The 24,472-nt window shown below is 57.4% G+C and carries 24 protein-coding genes and 2 pseudogenes; 17 read left to right on the top strand and 9 right to left on the bottom strand.

What is annotated here, in order from left to right:
- Nucleotides 1-28: 28 nt before the first annotated feature.
- Entirely contained in the window at nt 29-238 is a 210-nt protein-coding gene (locus tag C6Y56_RS12470) for a hypothetical protein (RefSeq protein ID WP_169430125.1), read from the bottom strand.
- Between the two features lie 23 nt (nt 239-261).
- Entirely contained in the window at nt 262-1,335 is a 1,074-nt protein-coding gene (locus C6Y56_RS12465) for an NAD(P)-dependent alcohol dehydrogenase (protein ID WP_169430124.1), read from the bottom strand.
- Between the two features lie 271 nt (nt 1,336-1,606).
- On the opposite strand from C6Y56_RS12465, the gene C6Y56_RS12460 reads away from it, so the two are divergent.
- Entirely contained in the window at nt 1,607-2,533 is a 927-nt protein-coding gene (locus tag C6Y56_RS12460) for a universal stress protein (RefSeq protein WP_169430123.1), read from the top strand.
- A gap of 283 nt (nt 2,534-2,816) precedes the next feature.
- A complete protein-coding gene (locus C6Y56_RS12455) occupies nt 2,817-3,236 on the top strand; it encodes an organic hydroperoxide resistance protein (protein WP_169430122.1) in 420 nt (139 codons plus the stop codon).
- A gap of 13 nt (nt 3,237-3,249) precedes the next feature.
- Here C6Y56_RS12455 and gabP read toward each other — a convergent pair whose 3' ends face one another.
- Nucleotides 3,250-4,680 carry a GABA permease gene (gabP, locus tag C6Y56_RS12450; protein ID WP_169430121.1) on the bottom strand — a complete coding sequence of 477 codons (1,431 nt, stop codon included), beginning with the start codon at nt 4,678-4,680 and terminating at the stop codon, nt 3,250-3,252.
- A gap of 272 nt (nt 4,681-4,952) precedes the next feature.
- Here gabP and C6Y56_RS12445 point away from each other — a divergent pair, with 272 nt between their 5' ends.
- A complete protein-coding gene (locus C6Y56_RS12445; RefSeq protein WP_169430120.1) occupies nt 4,953-5,114 on the top strand; it encodes a hypothetical protein in 162 nt (53 codons plus the stop codon).
- 99 nt (nt 5,115-5,213) lie between these two features.
- Here the strand turns inward: C6Y56_RS12445 and C6Y56_RS12440 are convergent, their stop codons facing one another.
- Together C6Y56_RS12440 and C6Y56_RS12435 are read right to left on the bottom strand one after the other, a co-directional pair.
- Entirely contained in the window at nt 5,214-5,639 is a 426-nt protein-coding gene (locus C6Y56_RS12440) for a cupin domain-containing protein (protein WP_169430119.1), read from the bottom strand.
- A gap of 122 nt (nt 5,640-5,761) precedes the next feature.
- Nucleotides 5,762-6,658, bottom strand: a complete 897-nt coding sequence (locus tag C6Y56_RS12435; RefSeq protein WP_169430118.1) for a transcriptional regulator GcvA — start codon at nt 6,656-6,658, stop codon at nt 5,762-5,764.
- A gap of 107 nt (nt 6,659-6,765) precedes the next feature.
- Here C6Y56_RS12435 and gstA point away from each other — a divergent pair, with 107 nt between their 5' ends.
- The 3 genes from gstA (at nt 6,766) to C6Y56_RS12420 (ending at nt 8,788) form a co-directional block, all read left to right on the top strand.
- Complete coding sequence (gene gstA / locus C6Y56_RS12430) at nt 6,766-7,377, top strand: glutathione transferase GstA (protein ID WP_169430117.1); 612 nt, start codon at nt 6,766-6,768, stop codon at nt 7,375-7,377.
- A gap of 146 nt (nt 7,378-7,523) precedes the next feature.
- Nucleotides 7,524-8,120 (top strand): paraquat-inducible protein A, encoded by a 597-nt coding sequence (locus C6Y56_RS12425; protein ID WP_169430116.1) that lies wholly within the window; start codon nt 7,524-7,526, stop codon nt 8,118-8,120.
- Nucleotides 8,117-8,788: a paraquat-inducible protein A gene (locus C6Y56_RS12420; protein ID WP_169430115.1), complete on the top strand. Its 672-nt coding sequence runs from the start codon at nt 8,117-8,119 to the stop codon at nt 8,786-8,788. Before C6Y56_RS12425 ends, C6Y56_RS12420 begins: the two co-directional genes overlap by 4 nt.
- Before the next feature lie 10 nt (nt 8,789-8,798).
- On the opposite strand, the gene C6Y56_RS12415 is transcribed toward C6Y56_RS12420, so the two are convergent.
- On the bottom strand, nt 8,799-9,548 hold the full coding sequence (locus C6Y56_RS12415; RefSeq protein WP_169430114.1) for an SDR family NAD(P)-dependent oxidoreductase: 750 nt from the start codon (nt 9,546-9,548) through the stop codon (nt 8,799-8,801).
- Nucleotides 9,549-9,713: 165 nt separating this feature from the next.
- On the opposite strand from C6Y56_RS12415, the gene C6Y56_RS12410 reads away from it, so the two are divergent.
- The 11 genes and pseudogenes from C6Y56_RS12410 (at nt 9,714) to C6Y56_RS12360 (ending at nt 21,555) form a co-directional block, all read left to right on the top strand.
- A complete protein-coding gene (locus C6Y56_RS12410; protein WP_085709857.1) occupies nt 9,714-10,610 on the top strand; it encodes a LysR family transcriptional regulator in 897 nt (298 codons plus the stop codon).
- Nucleotides 10,611-10,710: 100 nt separating this feature from the next.
- Complete coding sequence (locus C6Y56_RS12405; RefSeq protein WP_169430113.1) at nt 10,711-11,571, top strand: putative selenate ABC transporter substrate-binding protein; 861 nt, start codon at nt 10,711-10,713, stop codon at nt 11,569-11,571.
- The gene (locus C6Y56_RS12400) at nt 11,568-12,365 is read left to right on the top strand and encodes a phosphonate ABC transporter ATP-binding protein (RefSeq protein ID WP_169430112.1); all 798 of its coding nucleotides are present in this window, start codon (nt 11,568-11,570) and stop codon (nt 12,363-12,365) included. The genes C6Y56_RS12405 and C6Y56_RS12400 overlap by 4 nt, the downstream gene beginning before the upstream one ends.
- Nucleotides 12,359-13,186: a PhnE/PtxC family ABC transporter permease gene (locus C6Y56_RS12395; protein WP_169430111.1), complete on the top strand. Its 828-nt coding sequence runs from the start codon at nt 12,359-12,361 to the stop codon at nt 13,184-13,186. Before C6Y56_RS12400 ends, C6Y56_RS12395 begins: the two co-directional genes overlap by 7 nt.
- Nucleotides 13,183-13,947 (top strand): annotated as a pseudogene (gene phnE, locus C6Y56_RS12390) (phosphonate ABC transporter, permease protein PhnE). Before C6Y56_RS12395 ends, phnE begins: the two are co-directional and overlap by 4 nt.
- A 111-nt stretch (nt 13,948-14,058) precedes the next feature.
- A complete protein-coding gene (locus C6Y56_RS12385; protein WP_169430110.1) occupies nt 14,059-16,356 on the top strand; it encodes an AAA family ATPase in 2,298 nt (765 codons plus the stop codon).
- Nucleotides 16,349-18,196 carry a UvrD-helicase domain-containing protein gene (locus tag C6Y56_RS12380; protein ID WP_169430109.1) on the top strand — a complete coding sequence of 616 codons (1,848 nt, stop codon included), beginning with the start codon at nt 16,349-16,351 and terminating at the stop codon, nt 18,194-18,196. Before C6Y56_RS12385 ends, C6Y56_RS12380 begins: the two co-directional genes overlap by 8 nt.
- A 121-nt stretch (nt 18,197-18,317) precedes the next feature.
- Complete coding sequence (locus C6Y56_RS12375) at nt 18,318-19,892, top strand: RNA-directed DNA polymerase (protein WP_169430108.1); 1,575 nt, start codon at nt 18,318-18,320, stop codon at nt 19,890-19,892.
- A gap of 149 nt (nt 19,893-20,041) precedes the next feature.
- Nucleotides 20,042-20,260: a hypothetical protein gene (locus C6Y56_RS12370; protein WP_011333849.1), complete on the top strand. Its 219-nt coding sequence runs from the start codon at nt 20,042-20,044 to the stop codon at nt 20,258-20,260.
- Nucleotides 20,261-20,482: 222 nt separating this feature from the next.
- Nucleotides 20,483-20,839: a DUF7079 family protein gene (locus tag C6Y56_RS12365; protein ID WP_169430107.1), complete on the top strand. Its 357-nt coding sequence runs from the start codon at nt 20,483-20,485 to the stop codon at nt 20,837-20,839.
- A gap of 356 nt (nt 20,840-21,195) precedes the next feature.
- Entirely contained in the window at nt 21,196-21,555 is a 360-nt protein-coding gene (locus C6Y56_RS12360) for a DUF6124 family protein (protein WP_085709846.1), read from the top strand.
- An 81-nt stretch (nt 21,556-21,636) separates the two neighbouring features.
- Here C6Y56_RS12360 and C6Y56_RS12355 read toward each other — a convergent pair whose 3' ends face one another.
- The 3 genes and pseudogenes from C6Y56_RS12355 to C6Y56_RS12345 all read right to left on the bottom strand — a co-directional run bounded on the left by C6Y56_RS12355 (nt 21,637) and on the right by C6Y56_RS12345 (nt 24,352).
- The gene (locus C6Y56_RS12355) at nt 21,637-22,635 is read right to left on the bottom strand and encodes an AraC family transcriptional regulator (RefSeq protein WP_249314411.1); all 999 of its coding nucleotides are present in this window, start codon (nt 22,633-22,635) and stop codon (nt 21,637-21,639) included.
- A 41-nt stretch (nt 22,636-22,676) separates the two neighbouring features.
- Nucleotides 22,677-22,817: pseudogene (locus C6Y56_RS12350) on the bottom strand (DUF2256 domain-containing protein); the annotation flags it as partial.
- Nucleotides 22,814-24,352, bottom strand: a complete 1,539-nt coding sequence (locus tag C6Y56_RS12345) for a cryptochrome/photolyase family protein (RefSeq protein ID WP_169430106.1) — start codon at nt 24,350-24,352, stop codon at nt 22,814-22,816. The pseudogene C6Y56_RS12350 and the gene C6Y56_RS12345, both read right to left, overlap by 4 nt.
- Between the last annotated feature and the right edge of the window lie 120 nt (nt 24,353-24,472).

The raw sequence follows: 24,472 nt of genomic DNA, 5'->3' as shown, positions 1-24,472 counted from the left end.
TCTGCCCGCCTCTGCTGGCCGCAACCAGTCAACGCTTGCCGCCAACGGCCGCGCGGCGTCCATCGGGACGCCAGCCTTGCACCACCGGCTGCGGCCAGGGATGTGGTGCGTCGATTCGGGCCTGGAGCTGGTCGACGAATGCCCGGGCCTGCTCCAGGCTGTTGAAGCGCACTTGCAGCCGATCCATGTGCACCACCCAGCCATCGGGGCTGTGTCTCTGGATAATCTCGATTTTCATGGACGTCTCCGCAAACCGGACATTCAAGGCGTGATCGCGACTTTCATCACGCCGTTGCGCTGATGGGCAAACAGCTCGTAGGCGGCCTCGATGTCGTCGAGTTTGAAACGATGTGTGACCAGCGGCGACAGATCCACCGCCCCGCTCTGCACCACCGCCATCAACCGGCGCATCCGTTCCTTGCCGCCCGGACACAGGGTGGACACGATGCTGTAATCGCCGAGGCCGGCGGCAAAGGCGTCGAGCGGAATGCGCAGGTCGCTGGAATACACCCCGAGGCTGGACAACCGCCCGCCGGGCCGCAGCACCCGCAACGCCGATTCGAAAGTGCCCTGGGTGCCCAGGGCCTCGATGGACACATCGACGCCACGCCCGTCGGTCAGCGCCATGATCTGCTCGACCACGTTGCCGTCCTTGAAGTTGATCACGTCGGTTGCCCCCAGCCGACGAGCGACATCCATTCGCTGCGGCACGGCGTCAACGCCAATGATTCGCGTAGCGCCCTTGAGGCGCGCGCCTGCCACGGCACACAGGCCGATAGGCCCCAGCGCGAACACCGCGACGGTATCGCCAATATTGATCTCGCCGCGCTCGGCCCCGGAAAATCCGGTGGACATGATGTCCGGGCACATCAGCACCTGCTCGTCCGTCAGGCCCTCGGGAATCGGACACAGATTGGCCAGCGCGTCCGGCACCAGCACGTACTCGGCCTGGCAGCCGTCAAGCGTGTTGCCGAACTTCCAGCCGCCGATGGCCTTGAAGCCGTGCCGGGTGTCCGGGCCGTCCTGGGAGCCGCAGCCGCACAAGCAGGCGTAACTTTGCCCACTCGGCGTGATTGCCCCGGCAATCACCCGTTGCCCTTCGACGAAACCGCGCACCTGCGAACCCAGCCGCTCGATGATGCCCACCGGTTCATGGCCGATCGTCAGCCCTTTGGCCACGGGGTACTCACCGCGCAGGATATGCACGTCGGTGCCGCAGATGGTCGTGGTGGTGATGCGGATCAGAGCGTCCAGCGGGCCGACCTCGGGGATCGGCTTGTCTTCGAGCACGATACGGTTCTTTTCAACGAAAACTGCAGCTTTCATGGTCGCCATCGTCGATCCTCCGGGCCAGCCGTGAACGTGGGGTCAGCATTGAAAGCAGACTGCGCCCGAGGGACACGGCAAAGATTGATAATGGTCAACAATCGGTGGATCAGTCCGCCCCTGACCGCCGATCCGGCCAGATCGGCGGCCACTCACCGGGTTGACAAAAATCAAGGCCCTCCCCACCAGCGTCGGCAGGATAGGCACTAAGCGGTACAGCCCGAGTGCGCGGTCGCTCTCGAGTCCAGACGTTCCTGCATTTGCCTACGGGAGATCTGCCATGTCTGAGCAATCACGCTTCATGCTCGTCGTCTCACCCCTGATGGAAAACAGCCCGGCGTTCGACCGTGCGGCGGCACTGGCCAAAGCCGCGGATGCCGCGCTGCACATCGTGGCATTCGATTATCTGGAGGGCCTGGCAACTGCCGGTCTGGTCAATGAACAGGCGCTGGAACAGATGCGCGTGGGCTATGTCGAGCGGCATCGGCAATGGCTGGAGGATCAGGCCCGCCCTTTGCGCAAACTCGGCGTGCACGTGACGACGGAAGTCGTGTGGGTGGCAAACCCGCTTAAGGAGATCCTCATTCACCTCAAGGAGCAGCCGATGGCGGCCATGATCAAGGCGCTGGAGCACGAATCAGCATTGTCGCGCCTGATGTTCACTCCCCTTGACGTCCACCTGCTGCGCGAATGCCCGGTGCCGCTGCACTTCGTCAGCCACGTACTGCACGCTCTGCCGCGCCGTATCGTCGCGGCGGTCGATCCGTTCCATCGCGATGACCGCTATGTGGGGCTCAATGACCGGATTCTGCGCGAAGCGGCCAAACTGGCGAGCATCTGCAACGCTCAACTCGATGTGATCTACGCCCACGACCTGTCCTCGATAGGCGCAGCAGAATTCGGCTTCGATAACGCCTCGGCGTTCTTTTCCTCGAATGCCGCCAAAAAGCTGTTCGATGCCCAGGGTGAGGCCTTCCGTGATCTGGCTGAACGCAATGACATTCCCGCCGAGAATCAACACATGATCCTCGGCGACCCGGCCAAGGTTCTGTCCAGTTATGCCGATGCGTACGACGTCGATCTCATCGTCATGGGTCGTGTGGCCCACCGGGGAATCGGCCGGCTGGTCGGCAGCACCGTCGAGCACCTGCTCTACAAAATGCCATGCAGCGTGTGGGTGGTAGCCCCGGAAAGCCAGGAGGGCTGAGCCCTCGCCGTTGCACGCAGTGCAGTCCTCAACGTTCGGGACTGCACTGCGGCCCGGACGCCCGCAGTCGTACATGGTTGGGACATGCCGCTCAATGCGATCAACCCACGCGTGGGCGTCGGAATTCTGCTGACGCGCTCTCAGCGATCAGGCTGAACTGCATTGCTACACAGCGATACATAACCCCCCGTTGCACGACACATCCCCGGTACATGCCAATGCAAAAGTGTGGGCCATCGGAGCCTTACCTCCGACTCCACCACTCACACAGGCAGGCATTCTCATGATCAATCAAATCGACACCGTGCTGTACACCGGCAAGACCCGCACCACCGGCGGACGCGATGGCGCCTCGCGCAGTTCCGACGGCAACCTGGACGTCAAACTGTCGCCACCGGGCTCCAATGGCAGAGGCACCAACCCGGAACAACTGCTGGCGGCTGGCTGGTCAGCCTGCTTCATCGGCGCCATGGGCAAGGCGGCAGCTGCGCTGAAGATCAGGCTACCGGCGGATGTGGCGGTGGAAACCGAAATCGATCTGGGCAAGACCGGCGACGCGTTTTTCCTGCAGGCACGCTTGAATGTCAGCCTGCCGGGGCTGGAACCTTCGGTCGCCCAGTCGCTGGTGGAGGCCGCGCACCAGACCTGCCCTTACTCCAAGGCCACGCGCGGCAACATCGACGTGACCCTGCGCCTGATCTGAATCCCGATCCTTCCTATACGCCCGAGGCACTGCCTCGGGCGTTTTGTTTGACTGGGACAGAAGAACTCGCCTGCCCATGCTGACGCGTGGTCACCAGCCCGATAAAGGAAATCGCCAGCGCCAGGCCAATGGTCGAAGTTACTTCCAGACGATGCTCCGGCGTCAGCATCATCACCGCGAGGGCGGCGCAGATGAAGGCCATCACCAGATACGTGAGCCACGGAAACAGCCACATGCGCAAGGTCAGCTCGACATTCTGCCGAAGCAGCATCCGGCGCATACGCAGTTGAGAAACCGCGATCACCAGGTACACCAGCAGCGCAATGGCCCCGGAACTGGCGAGCAGGAATTGAAACAGGCCGGCGGGCATGAAGTAGCTGAGCAGTGTCACCCCGGCGCCGATGACGCTGCTGGCAATCACCGCCGCCCTCGGCACGCCTGCGCCAGAAGTCACTTTCAAGGCCTGCGGTGCATCGCCGCGAAGCCCCAGTGAAAACAGCATGCGCGAAGCGATATAGATCGACGAGTTCATGCAACTGGCCACGGCGATCAGCACCACCACATCGACCATGAATTTGGCGTGGGGAACGTTCATCAGTTCCAGTGCGCGCTGATAGGAACCGACGGACGCCAAAAGCGGATCGTTCCACGGCACCACGGAAATCACCACGAAGATCGACAGCAGATAAAACACGCCGATGCGCCAGATCACCGAACGCGTGGCTTTGGCGATGTTCTGTGCCGGGTTGTCCGATTCGGCAGCGGCGATGGTCACCGCCTCGGTGCCGATGAAACTGAACATGATGGTGATGAACGCGCCGACCACCGCCGACAAACCATTGGGAGCGAACCCGCCATGTTCCTCCATCAAGCGGCTGAGGCCGCTGACTTCACGCTCGGGAATCCAGCCCATCAGCACGGCAAAACCCACACCGATGAAACCGATGATCGCCACGACCTTGGCCATGGCGAACCAGAATTCGAACTCGCCGTATTTGGCGACACTGAACAGGTTGGTGATCACCAGCAGGATGATCGACACCAGCGCAAACAACCACGCATCGACGTGGGGAAACCACTGATTCAAGACATGCCCGGCGGCCAGCGCCTCGATGGGAATGACCAGCACCCAGAACCACCAGTAGAGCCAGCCGATGGTGAAGCCGGCCCAGCGGCCGATGGCCTGATCGGCATAGGTGGAAAACGATCCGGTGTCCGGTCGGGCCACCGCCATTTCCCCCAGCATGCGCATGACCAGCACCACCAACAGGCCGGAAAACAGATACGCCAACAAAACCGCCGGCCCCGCCGCTGCGATGGCGTGTCCGGAACCCACGAACAACCCCGCGCCGATGATTCCCGCAATTGACAACATGGTCACGTGGCGAGGCTTGAATCCCTGCGCCAACTGACCGCTCGATTCCTTCGAATTCAGGCTGTTCATTGTTTTCTTGTTCTCTGATGGACGCTTCACCTTACGTGGCTGAAGTTGAACGCAAATAGCTCGTGTGCGGCATGCCGATGCCTGATTTCGACATGCCCGGTTGACCGTCAGCGAGAAAAACGAGCCTTAGAACTGCTCACGAACGCGGAGCCGATCCCGGGCCTCCCGTAGCACAATCGAAGCGACCGAGGATGAACATACGTTCACCAAAAACATCGTCGGATGCGTCTAGTCTGGGGGTTCCAACATAGTGACTACAGGAGTAACCCACCATGTTCTCGCACGAAAGCATCCCGCTGATCATCCTCTTCATCATCCTGCTGCTTGGCGTGCTGACGGCCGTTCTGCATCCGGTGCATGCGTTTTTCAGTTGGCTCAAGAGGCGCAAGCAAAGGGCATCTGCCGGGGTTGTGAAAGAGGTGGATGTGCGCTGAAGTTCTTTCAGTCTGAGTCGGGCGGCATCGGCCTGCATTGAATCCGCCGACAGCAAAAAAGGCCTGCCACATTGGCAGGCCTTTTCAGTATCCCGGGAGTTATTGCTTGAGGATCAACAACGGCTCACCTTTCTTGACGATGTAAGTCGCCAGTTCCGAACCCTTGTCATTGCCGACGTTCTTCGCGATGTGCGCCACGCCTTCGGGGATGAACAGGGAATCGCCGGCCTTGAGCGTCACCGGCGCACGGCCTTCGAGCTGGTATTCGAAGGTGCCGCTGATGACGTAGGCGACTTCAACGCCCGGATGGGCGTGGCGTGGCGAGGTGATGCCCGGTTCGAAATCGACCCGCGCCTGGATCACTTCGCGGTCCGCAGCACCCAGGTCCTGATGGACCAGATCCGTGCGGCTCAGGCCTTGTTGCCAGTTCTTGGCGGGAGCCGCAGGCTGGGTGTCGGCGGCGTGTGCGAGGCCGGTCATTGAAACCAGTACGGCGGCTGCGGTCATCAGGAGTGTGCGGCGCATGGTGTTGCCCTCTTGCAAGTAGTGAAGTGACGCCTCTACTTTGAAGAGGGCGTGTACCGGGAATGTGTCCCGATACCGGCGCTTGTTGGCTCACTGTGTACGAGGGCGGGATTGATACACGCTCATACAACTCTCACCACCTGCGACAGCCACTGCCTGAACGCCACGACTTTTTTCGATTCGGCGTTCTCATGGGGGGTGACGAAGTAGAAACCCGAGTCGGACTTGAGCCGCAAATCAAACGGCGCCACCAGCCTCCCCGCGCGCAAATCGTCCTCGACGTAGGTCGAACGACCGATGCACACGCCCTGCCCGTCAATCGCCGCCTGCACCGCCATCATGGCCAGATCGAAGGTCAGGCGCGGGCCTTTGGCCGAGGGTGGCGGTTGACCTGCAGCGTTCAGCCAGGCGCTCCAGTCATCGGCAGTCTGCCCGCTGACGTGCAACAAGGTGTGCCGGGCCAGATCGGCCGGCGCTTTGATCGGATCCGGTCCGGCGAGCAGGCGCGGGCTGCACACCGGGAAAATCTCGTCGGCCATCAGCCAGTCGGCGCGCAGTCCCGGCCAGTTTCCGTTGCCGTAGCGGATCGCTGCATCGATACCCCCCTTGCGAAAGTCCACCAGCTCGGTGGATGCACTGATGCGCACATCGATTGCGGGAAACGCCTCGCGAAAGGACGGCAGGCGCGGCAACAGCCATTTGGACGCCACCGACACCAGCGTACTGATCGTCAGGACGCTTTGATTGTTCGCCTCCAGCAAGCGCTCGGTCGAGTGGCGCAGTTCCATGAACGCCGAACGAATACCCGGCAAATAAACATTGCCCTCCTCGGTCAACGCCAATCCGTCCTTCAAACGCATGAACAGGCGAACGCCGAGTTCATCTTCAAGGCGACGGATCTGATGGCTGATTGCGGTTTGGGTGACATTCAGTTCTTCAGCAGCGCGGGTGAAGCTCATGTGGCGGGCCGCGCATTCGAAGGCTCGCAATCCGTTGAGCGACGGCAGTCGGGTGAGCATAGGGCCTCTTCAATCCATGAGATTTTGTCATACGCTAGCACCGCAGATGTCCTTTGCGAAGCGCCGCCACAATGCCGGATTCTGGGCTCTCATTTGAAGGAGATCCCATGAAACTGTACTTCGCCCCCATGACCTGCTCGCTGGCCCCGCATATTGTGCTTCGAGAACTGGCGCTGCCGTTCGAACTGATCCGGGTCAACAACCAGACCAAGCGCACCGCCGACGGCCGGGACTTTCACGAGATCAATCCGAAAGGCTACGTGGCGGCGCTGATGCTCGATAACGGCGAGGTACTGACCGAAGGCCCGGCCATTTTGCAGTACCTCGCCGACCTTTTGCCCGGTCAAACGCTGGCCCCGGCCAATGGCACCTGGGAGCGCTCGCGTTTGCAGGAATACCTGAATTTCATCAGTTCGGAAATTCATGGGGGCAGCGCGCCGCTGTTCAGCCGCGAAATCCCGGAATCCACCAAAACGATCTTCAAACACAAACTCTTCAAACGACTGGATTACCTGAACCGCCTCCTTGCGACCCAGCCGTTTCTGATGCAGGCGTTCGGCGTGGCGGATGCCTATTTGTTCACGGTGCTGAAGTGGTTGCCGACATTCAGTATCGCCATCGAAGACTGGCCGGCGCTGGCGAACTACATGACGCGCATCGCCGAGCGGCCCGGTGTGAAGGCTGCGATAGCGGAAGAGGAAGCCACGCAACCGGTCTGAACGCCCGGTTGCGTGGTCGCTGTCCGGGGCCAGATTCGGCGCGGTGCAGCGGCAGATCAAAGGTGCATTTCGGGATGTGACAGTTGTCGGATGCCCCAACGCGCCTATATTGAAGAAGGTTCAGCCCTCCTTCCCTCGAGCGCCCCATGGCCACGACTGATCACCTGATCATCTGCGAGCATTGCGATTGCGTGTACGAAAAAGCCACGCTCGCCCGCTACCAGAAATCCCTCTGCGCTCGCTGTGGCGGCGTGCTCCAGCGCCACAACAACCTGAGCGTGGAGCAACGTCTGGCCCTGAGTTTCACTGCCGCCATGCTATGGCTGTTCGCCAATTTCTATCCGGTGATGAGCATCAGCATGAAGGGCCTGAAAAACAGCGCGACCCTGTGGGATTCGGTGCTGGCCCTGAGTCAGGGGCCGATTACTTTCATGGCCATGGTCGCGGCGATCTCGATCATCATCGCCCCGGCCTTTCAATTGGTTTTGCTCATCTGGGTATTGAGCTTCGCCCTCGCCTCGCGCCGCTGTCCGGCCTTCAAAGTGTGCATGCGCTGGCTGGAAACGTTACGGCCGTGGAGCATGCTTGAGGTTTGCCTGCTCGGCGCCATGGTCGCGGTGTTCAAACTGGCGGGCATGCTCGATGTGATCCCCGGCATCGGCCTGTTCGCCCTCGCTGTATTGAGCCTGTTGCTGATCCGCATTGCCGGGCGCGACATACGTGACTTGTGGGACATCCTGTGAAACGACCACCGACCGCCAGCGAACTCAATCTCTGCCTGTGCCACAGCTGCGGACTGGCCTGCGACATGACCGACGAGCCGCACCAATGCCCACGCTGCGACGCACCGCTGCACCGGCGCAAGACCAACTCGCTGGCCCGCACCTGGGCCTACATGTTCGCCGCCCTGGCGCTTTACGTACCGGCGAATCTGCTGCCGGTAATGAACACCACCCTGCTCGGCAACGGCGCCGACAGCACCATCATGAGTGGCGTGCTGGAGTTCTGGGACCACGGCGCGTGGGACATTGCGCTGATCATCTTCATCGCCAGCATTGCGGTGCCGGGAGTGAAATTCGTCGCGTTGACGCTGCTGCTGGTCACCGTGCAACGGGACAGTCACTGGGCGCGCCGGGAACGTTCGAAGCTGTATCGATTCGTCGAGCTGATCGGCTATTGGTCGATGCTCGACGTGCTGGTGGTCGCGCTGGTGGCGGCACTGGTGAAGTTCCAGGCGCTGGGAGATATCGAGCCGCGACCGGGAATTCTGTTTTTCGGCCTGGTGGTGGTATTCACCATGCTCTCGGCCATGAGCTTCGATCCGCGCCTGATCTGGGACAAGGCACCGGCCGAAGAAACGGATGAAACAGACGAGCCCCGGCACTCGAATGAACAAGTGCCGGGGCATTGACTGACGCCAGTCAGATCTGCGCGGTGCCGCCGTCGACGAACAATTCGATGCCGTTGACGAAGCTGCTGTCATCCGAAGCGAGGAACAACGCTGCCTTGGCAATCTCGTTCGGCTCACCCAGACGCCCGATCGGCACCACCGACGCCAACTGGTCGAACAGCCCCTGAGCGTGTTCGGCTGGCACCAGCCCCGCCAGACCTGGCGTGCGCACCGGACCTGGGCTGATGGCGTTGACGCGGATGCGCCGAGGTTTCAAATCCAGCAGCCACGACCGGGCGAAGTTGCGCACGGCGGCTTTACTCGCGCTGTAGACACTGAAGTTTTCCGTGCCTTGCACTGAAGTGGTCGATGAGGTCAGCAGGATCGATGCGCCATCGCGCAGCAGCGGCAGTGCCTTTTGCACCGTGAACAACGTGCCTTTCACGTTGGCGCCGAAAATCCGGTCGAAGTGCTCTTCGGTAATCGAGCCCAGCGGCAGCATGTCGCCGCCACCGGCATTGGCGAACAGGATGTCGAGGTGGCCGGCCTTTTCGGCGATTTCGCGGTAGATGCGATCCAGATCGTCCAGTTTTGCCACGTCGCCCTGAATACCGATGGCCCGTGGGCCGATGGCGGCGACGGCTTTGTCCAGCTCGGCCTGACGCCGGCCGGTGATGAACACCGTGGCGCCCTGGGCGACGAATTCCTGCGCCGAGGCCAGGCCGATGCCGGTGGTGCCGCCAGTGATCAGGGCGATTTTGCCTTCAAGTCTGTTGCTCATGATGAATCTCCAGTGACTGTTTCAAGGAAGGTGACGGGTCGCAGGTGAGCCGTTGGAAGCGACTTTAGGCCGATGGATTGATTTGAAAAATCCGCAAAATCGGTTTTGTTTGTACACAGACATGCACAATACTCAGCCCTGTCTTCGATCCATGAGTGCAGCCTGATGAATCAGTTACTGGCGATCCGCGTCTTTGCCCGCGTCGTGGAAAGCGGCTCGTTCACTAAAGCCGCCGACTCGTTGAACCAGCCGAAAACCACGGTCAGCAAACTGATCGGGCAACTGGAAAGTCATCTCGGCGTGCGCCTGCTGCAACGCACCACCCGGCGCCTGACCGTGACGGCCGACGGCGCTTCCTACTACCAATTGACCCAGCAACTGCTGCATCAACTGGACGACATCGATCAGGGTTTCAGTCAGGCCCAGGGACTGCCGCGTGGCAGGATTCGCGTGGACATCGGCGGTTCCACCGCGACCATGCTGGTGATTCCCGAACTGCCGAAGTTCTTCGAGCGCTACCCGGACATTCAGGTCGATCTGGGCGTCAGCGACCGCCCGGTGGACTTGATCAGCGAGCGGGTCGACTGCGTCATTCGCGGCGGCCCGCTGACCGAACAGGCCCTCGCCGTGCGCCGCCTCGGCGAAGTGTCCTGGACCACCTGCGCCACGCCCGATTATTTGCAGCGCCACGGCACGCCGATGCACCCGCTGGAGCTGGCCCGACATCAGATGATCGCTTACCGCTCGGCCTCCACCGGGCGTATCCTGCCGTCGAACTTCCAGCGCAACGGCGAACGCCATCAGATCGAAGGCAAAGGCCTGGTCAGCGTCAACGAAAGCAACGCGCATCTGGCGGCCGGTCTGGCGGGGCTGGGGATCATTCACACATTCAGCTACACAGTCAGGGCGGCCATCGAACGCGGCGAACTGGTGCCGATCCTCACCGACTGGCGTCCGCCGGCGTACCCGTTCCACCTGCTGTATCCGCCGAACCGGCACCTGAGCAACCGCGTGCGGGTGTTCATCGACTGGCTGGTGGAGCGCTTCGCGCAGGTGGACTGAGCCTCGCTGTCGCGCCGATTCGTCTAACCTGACGTTGCAGCCGACGACGTTTTTCCGCAGGCTACGCACCGATCCTGACGCCCATGAAACGGAGATTCCCATGCTCAAACGCACCCTGGCACTGACTGCAGGTCTGGCCCTGTCCTTTTCCACCCTGCTGGCCCAGGCCGCCGACGTGTTGAAAGTCAGCGCGATTCCCGACGAGGCCCCGACCGAACTGCTGCGCAAGTTCGAACCGCTGGGGGCTTATCTGGAGCAGCAATTGGGCATGAAGGTGCAGTTCGTTCCCGTGGCCGATTACCCGGCGGTGGTCGAAGCGCTGGCCACCGACCGCCTCGACATGGCATGGCTGGGCGGTTTCACCTTCGTCCAGGCACGGCTGAAAACCGATGCCACCACTCCGGTGATCCCGCTGGTGCAGCGTGAGCAGGACGCGCAATTCACCAGCAAATTCATCACCGCCGACCCGAACGTGAAAAGCCTCGCCGACCTCAAGGGCAAGACCTTCGCCTTTGGCTCCGTGTCGTCCACCTCCGGCAGCCTGATGCCGCGCTACTTCATGCTCAAGGACGGCATCAAACCGGAAACCTATTTCAGCCGCGTCGGCTACTCCGGTGCCCACGACGCCACCGTTGCCTGGGTCCAGGCCGGCAAGGTCGATGCCGGTGTGCTGAACGCCAGCGTCTGGCAGAAACTGGTGGACGCCGGCAAGGTCGACACCAACAAGGTCAAGGTCTTCGCCACCACCCCGGCCTACTTCGATTACAACTGGACCGTGCGCGGCACCCTCGACCCGGCGCTGGCGGCGAAGATCAAAAAAGCCTTCCTCGCCCTCGACCCGGCCAACCCCGAGCAGAAGAAAATCCTCGACCTGCAAGCTGCCAGCCGCTTCATCGAAACCAGCCCGGACAACTACAAAGGCATCGAGGAAGCCGCCCGCGCCGCCGAACTGCTGAAATGACCCTGAGCCTCAAGCAAGTCTTTCTGCACCACGCCAACGGCGTCGAAGCCCTGCGTGGTGTGGATTTGCAGATCAACAGCGGCGAGCAGGTGGCGATCATCGGCCCGTCCGGCGCCGGTAAATCCAGCCTGCTCAACCTGCTGGCCACCGCGATTCGGCCCAGCAGCGGCGACATCGAAGTGCTGGGCCAGCGGGCCTGGCACTTGTCCGCCCGCCAGCGCCAACGCCTGCGCGCAAAAATCGGCCTGGTGCATCAGGCACCGCCCCTGCCGCCCCGGCAACGGGTGGTGACGGCGGTGCTGGCCGGCAAACTCGGGCAATGGAGCCTGGGCAAAAGCCTCATCAATCTGCTGTATCCGCTGGACATCCCCGGCGCCCGCGCCGCTCTGGCTCGGCTGGATCTGGCAGAAAAACTCTTCAGCCAATGCCAGCAACTGTCCGGCGGCCAATTGCAGCGGGTCGGCATCGCTCGCGTGCTGTATCAGGCGCCGGAGGTGTTGCTGGCCGATGAACCGGTGTCGGCCATGGACCCGGTTCTCGCCGGGCACACCCTGACGGTCCTGTCGCGCCACGCCCGGGAGCACAACGTCACGCTGGTGGCGAGCCTGCACGCGGTGGAACTGGCACTCGCCCACTTCCCGCGCATCATCGGCTTGCGCGAGGGGCAGATCCTGTTCGATTGCCCGTCCGATCAAGTCAGCCACGACATGCTCGACACCCTGTACGCCAACGAACAACTGCATTCCCCGGCGCCGGCCCTGACGCCACTGATTGTGCAGATTCCACGATGCTGACCGCCGACACCCGCGACCCCGCCGCGCTGCCACGGTTGCTGCTGACACTGCTGGCGATTGCCTTGCTGTGGCCGGGCATTCAGCTCAGCGAACTCGACCTCGGCGTATTGCTGCACGCCGACAGCCAGAGCGAAATGGGCCGCTTCGTCTCGACCTTCTGGCCGCCGGCCCATGATCGAGACTTTCTGCAACTGCTGCTCAAGGCCACCCTGCAAACCCTGGCCATCGCCACGGCCGGCATGGCGTTGGCGCTGGTATTGGCGGTACCGGCCGGCCTGCTCGCCAGCCGCGCCTTGTCGTTGTCCGCCGCTTCCCACGGTGGTCGTCCGAGCCTGTTGGGCCGACTGCTGCGCTGGCCGGTGCGCGGGCTGCTGATCTTCCTGCGCAGCGTGCCGGAGATCGTCTGGGCGCTGCTGTTCGTGCGCGCCGTCGGCCTCGGCCCGGCGGCGGGCGTGCTGGCGATCGCCATCACCTACAGCGGCATGCTCGGCAAGGTCTACGCGGAAATCTTCGAATCCACCGACCAACGCCCGGCCCACGCCTTGCTCCAGGCCGGCAGCGGACGCCTCGCGAGCTTCGCCTACGGCGTACTGCCCAACGTCGCGGCCGAACTGCTCTCCTACACCGTCTACCGCTGGGAATGCGCCATCCGCGCCTCAGTGGTGATGGGCTTCGTCGGCGCCGGCGGCCTCGGCCAACAGATCGACCTGTCGATCCGCATGTTCGCCGGCGGCGAAGTCGCCAGCATGCTCCTCACCTTCCTGCTGCTCGTCCTCGGCGCCGACCAACTCAGCCGCCTGCTGCGCTGGAGGCTGACATGAAGCGTCTGATCAACCCGTTGCTGATTGTCGCGATCATCGCCGCTGTCATCGCCTCATTCGCCTACCTGGGCCTCGACCTCGAAGAACTCGGCAGCGCCACCAGCCTGAAACAAATGGGCTCGTATGTGGGCCGCTTCCTGAGCCCTGACTTCAGCGCCGGTTACCTCAACGCCATCCTCCACGGCGCCATGGAAACCTTGGCCATGTCCGCCCTCGGCACCCTCCTCGCCACGGTCCTGGGACTGTTATTGGCACTCCCCGCCGCCGGCCGCTTCGGCTGGTTTTTTCAGAGCGCCGCCCGCCTGCTGCTCAACGGTTTGCGTGCCATCCCCGAACTCGTCTGGGCCGCCCTCATGGTCTTCGCCGCCGGCCTTGGGCCTAACGCTGGCACCCTCGCCCTCGCCCTGCACACCACGGGCGTACTGGGGCGCTTGTTTGCGGAAGCGCTGGAAAACACGCCACCGGAACCGGCGGAGGCGATTCGGTTGCAGGGCGGGAATCCGGTTTTGGCGTTCTGCTACGGCACGCTGCCGAACCTGGCGCCGCAGTTGCTGGCGTACTGTTTGTATCGGTGGGAGAACAATATTCGGATGGCCAGCGTGTTGGGGTTTGTCGGGGCTGGGGGTTGGGGCAGATGTTGTATGTGAGCTTGAGTTTGTTTCAGGAGGCGCAGGCGGGACGGTGATATTGGCTATGCTGATTTTGGTGTGGGGGTGGATTGGTTGAGTGGTTGGGGTCGGGGGCGGTGGGTTAAGGCTTAGACTCAGGTGACTCCCACGTCGGAGGGTCAAGTGCCATTTTTCATTGATTGCTGCAGCCAGCTGCTACATTTGATTGCAAACTGACATTCCTCAGGTTTTCAGGGACGACCCATGCGCATTCAGCACGTAGAGATATCTAACTTCCGAAAACTGCTTTCTGTGCGAATTGACTTCGCTAATGAGACCACTCTACTTGTAGGTGCAAACAATAGCGGTAAGTCCTCGGCCATGCTGGCACTCCGAAGATTTTTGGTATCGAAGGCATCCACATTTCGACTACAAGATCTGACTCTTTGTCATCTCGCCAAGCTGGACGAGATTGGTAAGGTGTGGGAGAAACCACCAGCAAATTTTGAGATTCCTACAGCCAACGAATGGGCCGATTGGCTCCCTACTCTGGATATCTGGGTATCGGCGGATCAAGGAGAGTTTCACTTCATCCGCGATCTCATACCCAGTTTTGCATGGCGCGGCGGGCTTGTAGGAATGCGTTTCCTGCTTGAACCAGATGATATGAACGTTTTGTACACGGACTATCGCAAGGAGCGCGCAAGGGTTGCAGAGCTTGAAGATGCCATAGGGAAAGAAGATCCACCTGGTAAACCGCTGAAGCTATGGCCTCAAAGCCTTCATGACTATTTGAACCGTCGCTTGGGAAGCAAATTTAAGGTTCGTTGGTATCGCCTAGATCCAGAACAACTTAAGAACCCTGATAAGTCGACTCGAATGGCTCTGATGCAGAAATTGAGTGCGACTACTCTGCCTCTGGAAAGTAATCCTCTCAGCGGACTAATTCGAGTGCACGAGATCAACGCACAGCGGGGCTTCGGAGACTATTCGGAAGACAATCAAAGCGATAACACTAGACCCAGCGGCGCTCAAAAACTTTCGGAACAACTCAGATCCTATTACTCCCAACACCTTGATCCTGGTGACAGCCCAGATATCTCAGATCTAGAAGCATTACGAGCGATAGAAGCAGCCCAATCGGCGTTTGATATTAGGTTAAGTAGCAGCTTCGAACCTGCTATCAGGGAGGTCGAGGGATTGGGCTACCCTGGCCGCAATGACCCACGTATCAAAGTCTCAAGTCGTCTAGCAACAACTGATGGTATGAATCATGAAGCAGCCGTCCTTTTTGAGTTGGATTCTGTTCAGGGCGCCCCTGGAGCTCCTCCTCTACACTTACCAGAGACAGCAAACGGGCTGGGATACCAAAACTTAATATCTATGATTTTTCGGCTAATGGGTTTTAGAGATAAGTGGCTAAGAAAAACCAGGGCAGCTACCACCGAAACAATAGACCGCATTGAACCCATTCACCTTGTACTCATTGAGGAACCTGAAGCCCATCTCCATGTTCAAGTGCAACAGGTGTTCGTGCGGCACGCCTACCAAGTTTTATGTCGAGACGGATTACTTGAACGCTACCCAAATCTAAAGACCCAGCTCTTAGTGAGCACGCACTCCAGCCATGTAACTCATGAAGTGGAGTACCAAAATCTTAGGTATTTCAGACGACTCCCTGCTGGGATGTATGACATCCGTGTACCGGTGTCGACAGTCAGTAACCTCTCAAACGTGTTCGGTGACGGAACAAGAACGAAGGAGTTCGTGACTAGATATTTGCGGGCACAGCATGCAGACATTTTTTTTGCCGATGCCGTAATACTGGTAGAGGGTTCAGCAGAGCGAATGATGCTACCGCATTTTTTGCGGAACAAGTTCCCATTCCTTGACCGCTGCTACATCACAACTCTTGATATCGGTGGTAGTCACGCCCATCGATTAAGGCCGTTAATTGACGCTCTCGGCATTCTTACCCTAGTTATCACAGACCTCGATGCTGGACTCGATAAGGCTGCGAAACCGGTGCAAAGAAACGCAGACCAAAACACGAACAATCCGACATTGCGGAACTGGATGAAGCTGATGCAATTGGGCAGCACAGTGGATGAACTTCTTGAACTTCCAGCTAGCCAAAAAGTGCATCAGATCGATGACCTATACTCGGTACGCATAGCCTATCAAACACCTATTCCCCTTCGCCTACCCACTACTGGCGAAGGGATAGAAACACTTCCAAATACCTTCGAAGACAGCTTTGTGCTTAGCAACGTTGAACATTTTGCAAAAAGAACAGACAAGGCTGGCCTTATGAAAGCTTTCGTAAAAATCTTAAATGAAGCGCAAACAGCCGCAGCCATTGGGGAACGTTTTTTCAACGAATTGCGAGAAGGGAAGAAAGCAGAATTTGTGTTGCTAGTGTTGAGTGACGAAAATTTTCCCGATCTCGAAATCCCTAAATACATAAGTGAAGGTCTCGAGTGGTTGGAGTACGGATTGCGAAGTAAGCAAAAGGAGCTGCTCGTAATTCCTCCTGAAAGTACGGGGGTGACTCATGATTAATGCTGCTGTCGCAGATGCCGACACCATCATGCAGACATGTCTAAACTTGAAAGACCCGAAAAGCTTTTTTCTTTACGCCGGTGCTGGCTCAGGAAAAACGCACTCTCTCGTCGAGGCTATACGTGAACTTAAGCACCGTGAGCGTGAACGCCTGACGTTTGAGGGTCGACGAGTTGCAGTGATCACATACACAAACGCGGCCTGCGACGAAATTCTTCGAAGGTTAGAGTTTGATCCACTCGTAGAAGTCTCGACAATTCACGCGTTCGCTTGGCGTCTAATTCAAGGTTTCGACAACGAAATTAGAGAGTGGCTTAGGATCAAACTTGCTCAGGACATTGAGAAGATCGAAGGTGAACTGGCACGCTCGAGAGGCGACAATAAAACCTCTAGAGGGAATAGACGCAAATTACAAAGCAAAATAAGCAGACTTGAGTCGCTCGACGAGATTACGAAATTCATCTACAGCCCTACCGGTGACAACAGAGAGCGGCAAGCACTCAATCACGATGAAGTTATCAAGTTAACTGCCGCATTCGCGCCTACCCCCCCTTTGCTTGATGTTCTAGTAGATCGCTATCCAGTTGTATTGATCGACGAAAGTCAAGACACCCACGCTCCCGTTATGGAGGCCTTTCTAAAAATCCAGCAGTCCACAGAGTCACGTTTCTGCCTGGGACTATTGGGCGATACGATGCAACAGATTTACGGCCATGGAATAACACGCCTCGACAAAGCGATACCGGATGATTGGGCTAAACCCGAAAAGATAGTTAATCGCCGATGTTCTCGTAGGGTAGTAGAACTTATTAACGTGATTCGAAGCACTGCCGACACTCATCAGCAGACCCCAAAACCCGATGCCCTTGAAGGTGTAGTACGCATGTACTGCATCAGTCAAAACCAAGAGCAAGCACCGAACCTTGAGGAAGACATCGCTCATTCGATGGCTGCAATTACCGGCGACAGCGAGTGGGATACTGGTCCTGAGGGCCGGAAAACTTTGATCCTGGAACATAAGATGGCTGGACGCCGGATGGGGTTCGAGAAGCTGTTCAGCCCCCTGTACTCGGTCGAGCACCTTCAGACAGGCCTACTGGACGGCACACTGCCCGCACTTCGTGTTTTCAGCGAAGGTGTTCTTCCCATCATCTCCGCAAAAAACGATCACTTCCTTCTACTTGAAGCCGTACGCTCTCGCTCTCCCTTACTCAGTAAGGATTTTATGCAATCAATAGGGGATCAATCCGCCCACTTGCAGCGCGTAGAGGACGCGACATATTCCCTACTCTCTCTTTTCGATGACAACGATCCAACGCTGATCGAGGTAGCTGCGCTTCTGTTGCAAACTCAATTACTTGATGTTCCTGAAAACCTGTTGGGAGCAATGGTGTTGGAAGTACCTGATGAGGTTCCAGATCCTGAAGATACGAACGCGTTCACCAACTACGCATACCGGTTATTCCTTGAGCGTCCATTTTCGGAGCTAGCAGCCTTTGCGAGTTATACAGATGGTCTTTCACCGTACGGTACACATCAAGGTGTTAAGGGACTGGAGTTTCCACGTGTCATGGTAGTTATTAATGATGAGGAGGCCGGCGGCTTCTTATTCAGCTACGACAAATTATTAGGTGTAAAAGAACCAACAAAAACGGACCGGGACAACGAGCGTGACGGTAAAGACAACGCACTAGCACGTACTCGCAGGCTCCTTTACGTGACTTGCAGTCGAGCCGAAAAAAGCCTGGCGATTGTCGTATACACGCCTCAACCGGCATTGGCCAAGCGGAACGTTGTTGCTGCTGGCTGGCTTCAGGAAAGCGAGGTAGAGATTCTGTAAGGCGCTTTGCTCAGAAAAATGGACGAAACAGCTAAGGGACAGATTTATTTTGAAGAAATAATATCCACCCCCTTTCTCTATCGGATGTCTTGTATTTACTAAAAATCAAGAGTTCTAAAATATGGTATTAACCGACGCATCTTTAGAATTTGCACGCAATCATATAACGTCATTTTACGACACCGATTTTTATCCAAAACCATTTGAGTTTCATGCATTGTGGCATTCGTGGTCTGAAGTCAAAAGCTACCTCCTAGGGACACCGCTCGCCAGCGCACATACAACAAATCCTAGAGTGCTCCCTTGGGCTAAAGCTCGCGGAGGATATAGAATTGTTCATCAGCTAGAACCATTAGACTCATTAATCTACACCGCACTTGTTTACCTAGTGGCTGAACAGGTAGAAGCTGCACGAATGCTGCCATCTATCGCCTGTTCTTACCGAATTGAGGTTGATGACAATAGCTATTTCTCAAAGGGCTCTGGTTTTCCTGCATACAGAGAAAGTTGTGAAAATCTTGGAGACGTGTACGAATACGTACTTTCTACAGACATTAGTGACTTTTACAACCAAATCTATCTTCATCGAGTTGGTAACGTTATTGATTCAGTTGGCGGGCCGGACAACACAGGACGGGAAATAGAAAACTTCCTATCTCGCTTGAACAACAAAGCATCGCAAGGAATACCAATAGGGCCAGCAGCTTCAATTATTTTGGCAGAAGCAATCTTGCTTGACGTAGATCAATTCATTTCAAATCATCATGTCGAACACGTTCGCTACGTTGATGACATTCGAATTTTTTCAGACTCAGAAGAGCAACTATCGGAGATTCTTGAGGATCTTGTTGTTTATCTTCACGACCAACATCGACTTGGATTAGTTTCAGAAAAAACCTCCATCAGGTCATCTGCTCAATTTCTTCAAGAGGAGCTTCAGAATCAGTTTCAAATGGAAAAGCTTGATATATTGAACGAAATAGAGGCTGGCAATCAGTATGGGGCCTACGAGCCTGAACGAGACGATTACGATGATGACTATCAAGAATACGATGAATATGAGAGCTATCCTGAATTGGATGCTCAAGAGGATGATGACGAGGGCGAAAATTTAGGGGCATCTCTTTTAGATGCTCTTATAAGAGCACGCAATTTCGGATATTTAGACTTAGCCGTTTTAAGAGCCATTATCAGAAGAGCTAAGCATGGCCAAATAGCAGAAATCGCAGAAACTATACTCGAGGATATTGAGTTTTACATACCAGTAATTAACGACATCTGTTTATATCTTGTGTCGCTACCTCCACCATCAATAAGAAAAATAATTCCGCAACTATCTTCACTATGTCAAGAAAACAGAATTAATAAACGAAGCGTTCGAGTCTGGATGGAGTGGCTTTTTACTCGAGATACATTATTTTTAGCCGATCAACATATTCGCCGGTATGTTTATCAAGGCGCAACTGCATCCGCTGCCGCTGCCGCATTACTGGAAGGAAACATCGCTTGGTCAAAAGAAGCCAAGCAAAAAGTCTTGACGTCAGCGTCGTGGGACAGAAGAGCCTACATTTATTCGCTCAGAGTCCTTTCAAGGGACGAAGCTGAGAAATATCTAAATTTTGTTAAAAAAAATCCATCTTTAACGCATACCGACAAATGGGTATGCAATTGGGTGCTAGCCGGATGCCCGACATAATAAATACGTCGGCTTGGACAAAATAGAGGACAGGTTTTTTGCAGATAAAGAGGCTCCCTTTTCTTGGTCAGCGAAGGCATTGTGATGGCACGCTTGCGCCTCCCCCCGGAGAGGGGGATTTTTTCTACATTCCGCAAGGAATATGCCCCGTGAAAGACTTCGTCATCAGCGTCAACAACACCGTCCTGTATCTCTCCCTGGCATTCATCTGGCTGGTCGCTATCGTCGCGATTTTCACCAGCGGGTTCTTGCCGGCGCTGGGTATCTTCGTGGCCGGCACCCTGTGCTGGTGCATCATTTCCGGCTTCTGGTTCGTCCAGTCGGCGACCTACGAAGAACTGCGCAAGCTGAACGCTAGCAAAAACTGAAACATCAGGGTGGAACCGCAAGTGCCCCGCCCTACCCTGAGCGCTTGGTTCCGTGCCAAGCGCTCTCGCCCACTGCGAATGGCTCGCATAAATTCCGCATTCTCAGAAGTCCTGAAAATCCCGCCATTCCTTTTTTGCCAATAAAGCCCAGTACTATCTTTCAAGAAATATCCCCGTCTCTTGTCCTCATCCACTGAGTGACTAACTAAAGGAGTTTTGGTTTTGGGACATCTTCTGAATGAGCCGCAGCTGACTGACGTCAGAGCTGCACTCTCCTGGCCTTTCAACGATTTGCCGGTCGAATACGATTATTTAGCGGCGGAGGTCAGAGGCATCGATCCCGATGTGCTCTACGAAATCCTTTATTCAGAGGTCGCACCGGTGTGCTTCACCAACCTTGTGGCCGCTGTGCCTCCAGTATGGACTGGCTTTGATCCAGACTCGCTCAGGGTAATGATCGAGGAAAGACTGGCTGCGAGGGAGAACAGCTGGTTTCGAAGGCAGTTTGATAAGGCGTTGGTTCGTTGGCTGCAATACAACTACGGCTACATCTGGAACGAGATTTCTTCCAGGCTTTGAGTGCTTAAACAGGTTCGTTTAAAGCAACCCGCCGTAACCTCCCCAAGGCTACAACGCCTTGCGTCATTGCCTACGACTACGCCAGAATCCGCCGGCTTGTGCGTCTACGACGCGGGTCTTATTGTTTCCTGGTCACTGAAAAATCAGTGACGGGGTTTGGTAGCCCCGGATTATCGTAGGTTGCATAAGCATCATGATGTGCAGTGTCTGAAAGACTCCGCGTTATGGTGGTCATGCACAGGGCGTCTTCGGGCGCGCCGGTTTCCTATGTCCCGGTCTACCAACCTGAGCATGGCCGCCACCCATCGTTTGGTAGCGAACGTGACGGCTCCCATTGATGACGTAGGAGTTACACCATGATCAAACCAACACCCAACCCACCCGAAACCGACCCAACCTCCCCTTACGAATTTCCCGATTCGAAGAAATTCCACGACGCCGCCGAGCGTGCTCTGGATCACTACCTCTCCCCGTCTTCCCGGGTGATGTCGTGCTGTGTCGATCCCGAGCCGATGTTCCGGGCCAATCCCAAGTACAACACTGAATCCCTGTTGGCCAACGCCAGCGAATCCCTGGGTTCGGCCACCGAGATGTTGAATAACTTTGCGTCCACGCTCGAACCCTCGCATCGCAAGACGGCGTTGGGGATTGCGCAGGTGGTGATGGTCGCCGGGTTGGCGGTGAATCAGGCGCTGGATCACGTCGAAGTGGCGTAAGCGGCTGTCGCTAAAAACAGCCTTGAGCACCTGGCATCGCGCCAGGTGCTTTCCTTCAGGGCCAATGACCCGCCCCCTGCCCTACAGCGCCCGCACCGGAATGCAGATGTCACAGCTCATTTCACCGGTGCGCGGATCGAAAACGGTGGACGCCGTAAACCGCTCGAAGAATGGGCGGTCGTCGCATTGCAGGCCGCTGGACGGCATCCATTCGCGGATCAGCCATGTCCACGCGTTGGCCATGCCTTCGGCTTTCCCTTTGAAACTGGCGACGGCATACCACCCACCCGGCAGCGCTTGCGTATCCACCTGGCCGCTGGCGACGAAATCCGCCGGCACTTCGACGCAGGCGTCATAGCGGCATTTGTCGGGTGGCGTGATCGAGGGGTCGTCATGACCGATGCCGTAACAGGTCCGGTCACCGAGGCCATGGGAATACATCCATGGCGTGATGGTGCTGCGCCAGAATTCGCCGATGGCCGGCCCGTAAGGCCCGATCAAACGTTGATACGCGACGCGTGCTTTGGGTAATTCAATAATGCGTACTTCCATGGCATTGCCTTCCGATAGCCGATTAGAACCGTCAGCTTCGGCGAACGGCCACTCGGCCGCCTGATGGCGATTGCCGAAGACCTGATCAGGATTGCTCTCCCGGCTGCCCGATGGCTGCCTGATCGCGGCCGCCTGAGCCTTCAGCCGCTGAGGCGTCGTGGCGCGCCAGGCCGAGGGCGTGCAGCCGAACTTGAGTTTGAAGGCCCGCGCAAAGGCCTCGCCCGACTGAAAGCCTGTGGCCAACGCGATTTCAAGCACGGTTTCCCGAGTGCCACAGGACAGCCGCAACGCTGCCTTCTCAAGCCGTCGACGCTGCGCATAACTGCCCAGCGTTTCTCCCATCCATGCGGCGAAAATGCGATGAAAGTGAAAACGCGAGAAATTGGCGATGTCGGCCAGATGCGCGCCGTCCAAAGGTTCATCAATGTGCGCGTCGATGTAGTTCAGTACACGATTGATCCGCCGCGCATACTCGGCGCGGGAGGCTTGCGCAGAGGGTTGGTTGGTCATTCCCGAGGCACCGTCCATGTGGCTGTTGAGCCATTGAGTTTCTGCGGCAATCCCGCACCGCCATCCACACTGGATTTACTACGCCGACAACGCTCCGAGCAGTAGCGCACGTCCTCCCAGCAGCGAGCCCATTTCTTCCTCCATGTGAATGGAAGGCCGCAGGTCGCGCAGGTTTTGATGGGGAGCTCGCTTTTTTTCACAGCGACTCCCCATCGTCCAATTGCTTGAGCAACCACTCGCCGCGTTGCCAAAGCGCCTGTTGTCTGGATTCAGGCATGCGGTCGAGGTTTTTGTAGATGATGCTCATGCGTTGGTTGCCGCGCAGTCGGTCGCCATGACGCATTAGAAAGTGCCAGTAGAGCGAGTTGAACGGGCAAGCGTCGTCTGTGGTGCTTTCGCTCACTTTGTAGGCGCAGCCACGGCAATAGTCGGACATGCGCTTGATGTATTGGCCGCTCGCACAATAGGGTTTGGAACCGAGATAGCCGCCATCGGCGTGCATGACCATGCCCAGCGTATTGGGTAGTTCCACCCAGTCGAAGGCGTCCATGTAGATCGCCAGATACCACTCACATATTTCACTCGGTGCGATACCGGCGAGCAGTGCGAAGTTGCCGGTCACCATCAATCGTTGGATGTGGTGCGCGTAGGCATGTTCCAGGCTCTGGCTGATGGCCTGGCGCATGCAGTTCATCTGCGTTTTACTTGTCCAGTAGAACTCTGGAAGCGACCGCGTATTACCAAAGGCATTTCCCTGGGCATAGTCCGGCATCTTCAGCCAGTAGACCCCTCGGACATACTCACGCCAGCCGATCAGTTGTCGAATAAAGCCTTCGGCGGCGTTGAGTGCAATGCTGCCGGACCAATACGCAGACTCCACATCACTGCAAAGCTGGCGAAGATCCAGCAAGCCGATATTAAGTGCCGCGCTTATACGAGCATGAAACAGAAACGGCTCATCGCTGGCCATGGCGTCTTGATAGTCGCCGAAGGCTGCCAGGCCCCAATCGAGAAAGTAATCCCACAGGGTCTGAGCTTCGGCGTGGGTGACCGGATAGTCGAACGTGTCGAGGGCGCCATAGTGACCGGAGAAGTGTTTGGCAACTAACGCCAGCACATCCCGGGTGATTGCGTCTGGCGTAAAACGGGCCGGCGAAGGCGGCCTGACGCCCTTGGGCAAGGCTTTGCGGTTTTCCGCATCAAAGTTCCAGGCGCCTCCGACCGGGGTGCCGTCACCATTGAGTAACAACTTGCTCTTGCGGCGCATCTCTCGATAAAAGTACTCCATGCGCAGCTGTTTTTTGCCCTGCGCCCAGTGAGCAAAATCGGCACGTGAGCAAAGAAAGCGACGATCGGAATGCCACTTGATCGCCAAGCCACAGTCCCTGATTGAATGCTCCAACCGCCAGTCACCGCACTCCGTGATGTGCAGTTCATCCGGTTGCAGGCGTGACTGCCAGCGGCGTAATTCGCTCGGCACGGAGCCGGTATTTTCCGGATCATCGAGCGTTACGTACTGCACCCTGATTCCCCTCTGCCGCAACGCTTCGGCGAAATGACGCATAGCGCTGAAAATCAGCACAATCTTTTGCGGATGATGAGGAACATGGCTGGCCTCTTCCATCACCTCGACCAGAAGCACCGTATCGCGCTCTTGATCCAGCCCCTGCAGAGAGGCGAGGTCGAAAGATAATTGGTCGCCCAGGACGAGGCACAATCGGCGAGTCGTATTCATCAATCAGGTTCCAGTTGATGGGGGCGTACAGGCCCAATGACTGCGTAGATGTGATCCACAGAACGGCTTTCAAGAAGTGAGGGCTTGAATTCTTATACAAGAAATCAGAAATGTACAATT

The organism is Pseudomonas fluorescens, from assembly GCF_012974785.1.
Classification (GTDB): domain Bacteria; phylum Pseudomonadota; class Gammaproteobacteria; order Pseudomonadales; family Pseudomonadaceae; genus Aquipseudomonas; species Aquipseudomonas fluorescens_BT.
The sequence above is the reverse complement of the archived record's forward strand: the minus strand, read 5'-3'. Positions and strand labels throughout refer to the sequence as shown.